This is a genomic window from Streptomyces sp. IBSBF 2435 (assembly GCF_036815005.1).
In the GTDB taxonomy this organism is placed as follows: Bacteria; Actinomycetota; Actinomycetes; order Streptomycetales; family Streptomycetaceae; genus Actinacidiphila.
Window position 1 is genome coordinate 1 of record NZ_JAJSYW010000346.1, and the last position, 2986, is coordinate 2986.

The window sequence follows — 2986 nt, forward strand, 5'->3', positions numbered from 1 at the left end:
CCCCACCTCCCGGCCCTCGACACCCTGGACCGCTTCCCCTTCTACGACGCCGCCCGCGCCCCGGACACCGCCCTGGTCATCGCCACCGGCGACCGCCGCACGTACGCGAACCTGCTGCTGACACTGGGCGTCCGCGCCGACGGCTGAGGCCGCGTTTCCCCGGGCCGCCACCCGGGCCGCGGACACCGTGCCCCACCGGAGATACGGAGACGCGCCCCCGTCCCCGGACGCCGGCCCGGCTGCCCAGAACACGTACCCGGCCGGATCAGCCCGGAGCGCGGCTGAGCGTGGCCTCCGGTGCGGAGGGGAGGCGGATGCGGAAGGTGGCGCCGCGGCCCGGGGAGGTGTCGAGTTCGACGTGGCCGCCGTGGGCGGTGATCAGGGCGGCGGCGATGGACAGGCCGAGGCCCGCGCCGCCGCCGGCGGTGCGGGTGCGGGAGGCGTCGGTGCGGTAGAAGCGCTCGAAGACGCGGGCGGCCTGCGCCGGGGTCAGGCCGGGGCCGGTGTCGGCGACCTCCAGGATGCCGTGGCCATCGCGGGTGCCGACGCCGATGCGCACCGGGGTGCCGGGCGGGGTGTGGGCGACGGCGTTGCCGACCAGGTTGGTGACGACCTGGCGCAGCCGGGCCTCGTCGCCGAGTACGGGGGCCGGGGCGGGCGGCCCGGACCCGGGTCCGGTCAGGGTGACCGAGCGGGTCGGGTCGAGCGCGGTCGTGTCGTGCAGCGCGTCCACCGCGAGGGTGCGCAGGTCCATCGGGGCCAGCTGCACCGGGCGCAGCTCCTCGGTGCGGACCAGGGTGAGCAGGTCCTCCACCAGGCCGCCGAGGCGTACGGCCTCGTTCTCGATCCGGGCCATGGTCCGCTTGACGTCGGCCTCGTCGGGCAGCGCGCCCATCCGGTACAGCTCGGCGAAGCCGCGGATGCCGGCCAGCGGGGTGCGCAGCTCGTGGCTGGCGTCGGCGACGAAGCGCCGCATCTGGTCCTCGGACTCGGCGCGTACGGCGAAGGCCGACTCGATCTGGGCCAGCATGCCGTTGAGCGCGAAGGAGAGCCGGCCGGCCTCGGTCCGCGGTGAGGCGGCCGGCATCCGGTGCGACAGCGGCCGGCCCGCGGCTATCTCCGCGGCGGTCGCCTCGATCTGCCGCAGCGGACGCAGCCCGGCCCGTACCGCGAACCGGCCCGCCACCCCGAGCAGCGCCACGACCACCCCGCCGATCAGCAGGAAGGCGGTGCTGAGCCGGTCGGTGGTCGAGGACACCTCGTCCAGCGAGGCCGCGACGACCACCCCCGCGGGCAGCGAGCGGTTCACCGACGTCCCGGTCACCGGCACGATCAGCACCCGCCAGCGTCCGCCGCCGTGGTCGCTGGCCACGTCGAAGGGGGCGCCCAGGTGGGCGGTCAGCGCCGCCGCGTCCATGGTGGGCCACAGCGGGCGCGGGTCGCCGGCCGCGACCGGCAGCCGGAACTGGTCCGAGACGTGCCCGTCGGCCGCGGCGAAGGCCACCACGAACTGGCTCGGCAGCCACGGCCGCACGCTGCCCGGGCGCACGTTGCGGGGCGCCGGGATCCCCTCGGTGCCGAGCCGCTGGGCCAGCGGGCCGCCGTAGCGCTCCAGCTGCTGGTCGACCCGCTGGACCAGCTGGCTGCGCACGGAGCCCAGCACGACGGTGTCGCTGACCGCGAGGCCCAGCAGCACCAGCACCAGCGACATCAGCACCAGCCGCGAGCGCAGCGACAGCGCGGAAGGACGAAAAGCGGGACGGAAGGAGGCGGCGCCGGAGGCAGGACGGGAGGAAGGCAGGAAGGCGCGGGGGCGCATGTCAGCCGTGCGCCTGCACCGGGCGGCGCAGCACATAGCCGACCCCGCGCACCGTGTGGATGAGCTTCGCCGCCCCGTCCGCGCCGGAGTCGACCTTGCGCCGCACGTACGAGATGTACGACTCGACGATGCTCAGGTCGCCGCCGAAGTCGTACGCCCACACATGGTCGAGGATCTGCAGCTTGGAGACGACCCGGTCGGCGTTGGCCATCAGGTAGGCGAGCAGCTTGAACTCGGTGGGGGACAGCGAGACGGGCCGGCCGGCGCGCAGCACCTGGTGCCCGACGGTGTCCAGCTCCAGGTCGCCGGCCACCAGCCGCCCGTCGTCGCTGCCGCCGCCGGTGCGGCGCAGGATCGCCCGGATACGGGCGATCAGCTCCTCCAGGCTGAACGGCTTGGTCACATAGTCGTCGCCGCCCGCCGTCAGGCCGCTGATCTTGTCCTCGACGCCGTCCTTAGCGGTGAGGAAGAGCACCGGCAGCCGGTCGTCGCCGCCCGCGCCGGACCGAGGGCCGTACGGCCCCGTCTCCTCGCGCAGCCGCTTGACCACCGCGAAGCCGGTCATGTCGGGCAGCATCACGTCGAGGACGACGAGGTCGGGCCGCTCCCGGGCGACCGCGGCCAGCGCGTCGGCGCCGGTCGCGGCGGAGACGACCTTGAAGCCGACGAAGCGCAGCGACGCCGAGAGCAGCTCCCTGATGTTCGGTTCGTCGTCCACCACCAGCAGGCTGGCCTCGGGCGTGTCCATGCGGCGACCTCCTGGCCCGGTTGTGCGGTCGTACGGTGCCGCGACGCGCTGTCGGCGGCACCGTACGCCTCGGAGCTGTGAACGGAACGCTCAGTTGCCGCCGGTGCCGCCCCCGGCGCCGGCCCCGAAGCCGCCGAAGCCGGTCGGCAGGGTGGCGCCCTCGGTGACGGTGGTGGCGGCGATGTCGCCGGAGGCGCCCTTGCTGCCGCGCACGGTCACGGTCTGGCCGGGCTTGAGGTCGGAGACCTTGCCGTCCTTGGACTCGGTGACCTTGGTGGAGCCGCCGGTGGTGACCTTGACGATGCTGCCCTGGGCGTCGGTGACGTAGATCGTGCTGCCGTCGACCAGCTTGACGGTGCCGAACGTCAGCCCGCCGCCCGCGCCCGCACCCGTACCGCCCGCCGCCCCGGCCCCCGTAC

Annotated in this window: 3 protein-coding genes and 1 pseudogene; 1 reads left to right on the forward strand and 3 read right to left on the reverse strand. The window is 74.9% G+C overall.

What is annotated here, in order from left to right:
• Positions 1 to 24 precede the first annotated feature (24 nt).
• Complete coding sequence (locus tag V7E46_RS33165) at positions 25 to 147, forward strand: RbsD/FucU domain-containing protein (protein ID WP_333771874.1); 123 nt, start codon at positions 25 to 27, stop codon at positions 145 to 147.
• Between the two features lie 118 nt (positions 148 to 265).
• On the opposite strand, the gene V7E46_RS33170 is transcribed toward V7E46_RS33165, so the two are convergent.
• The 3 genes and pseudogenes from V7E46_RS33170 to V7E46_RS33180 form a co-directional block, all read right to left on the reverse strand.
• Positions 266 to 1819: a sensor histidine kinase gene (locus V7E46_RS33170; RefSeq protein ID WP_333771873.1), complete on the reverse strand. Its 1554-nt coding sequence runs from the start codon at positions 1817 to 1819 to the stop codon at positions 266 to 268.
• Position 1820: 1 nt separating this feature from the next.
• A complete protein-coding gene (locus V7E46_RS33175; protein ID WP_329176664.1) occupies positions 1821 to 2567 on the reverse strand; it encodes a response regulator transcription factor in 747 nt (248 codons plus the stop codon).
• Positions 2568 to 2657: 90 nt separating this feature from the next.
• A pseudogene (locus V7E46_RS33180) lies at positions 2658 to 2986 on the reverse strand (hypothetical protein); the annotation flags it as partial.

What these genes read in the sequence shown, in the direction of transcription:
- V7E46_RS33175 (WP_329176664.1), bottom strand. Translation starts at nt 2,567, where the DNA reads ATGGACACGCCCGAGGCCAGCCTGCTGGTGGTGGACGACGAACCGAAC.
- V7E46_RS33170 (WP_333771873.1), bottom strand. Translation starts at nt 1,819, where the DNA reads ATGCGCCCCCGCGCCTTCCTGCCTTCCTCCCGTCCTGCCTCCGGCGCC.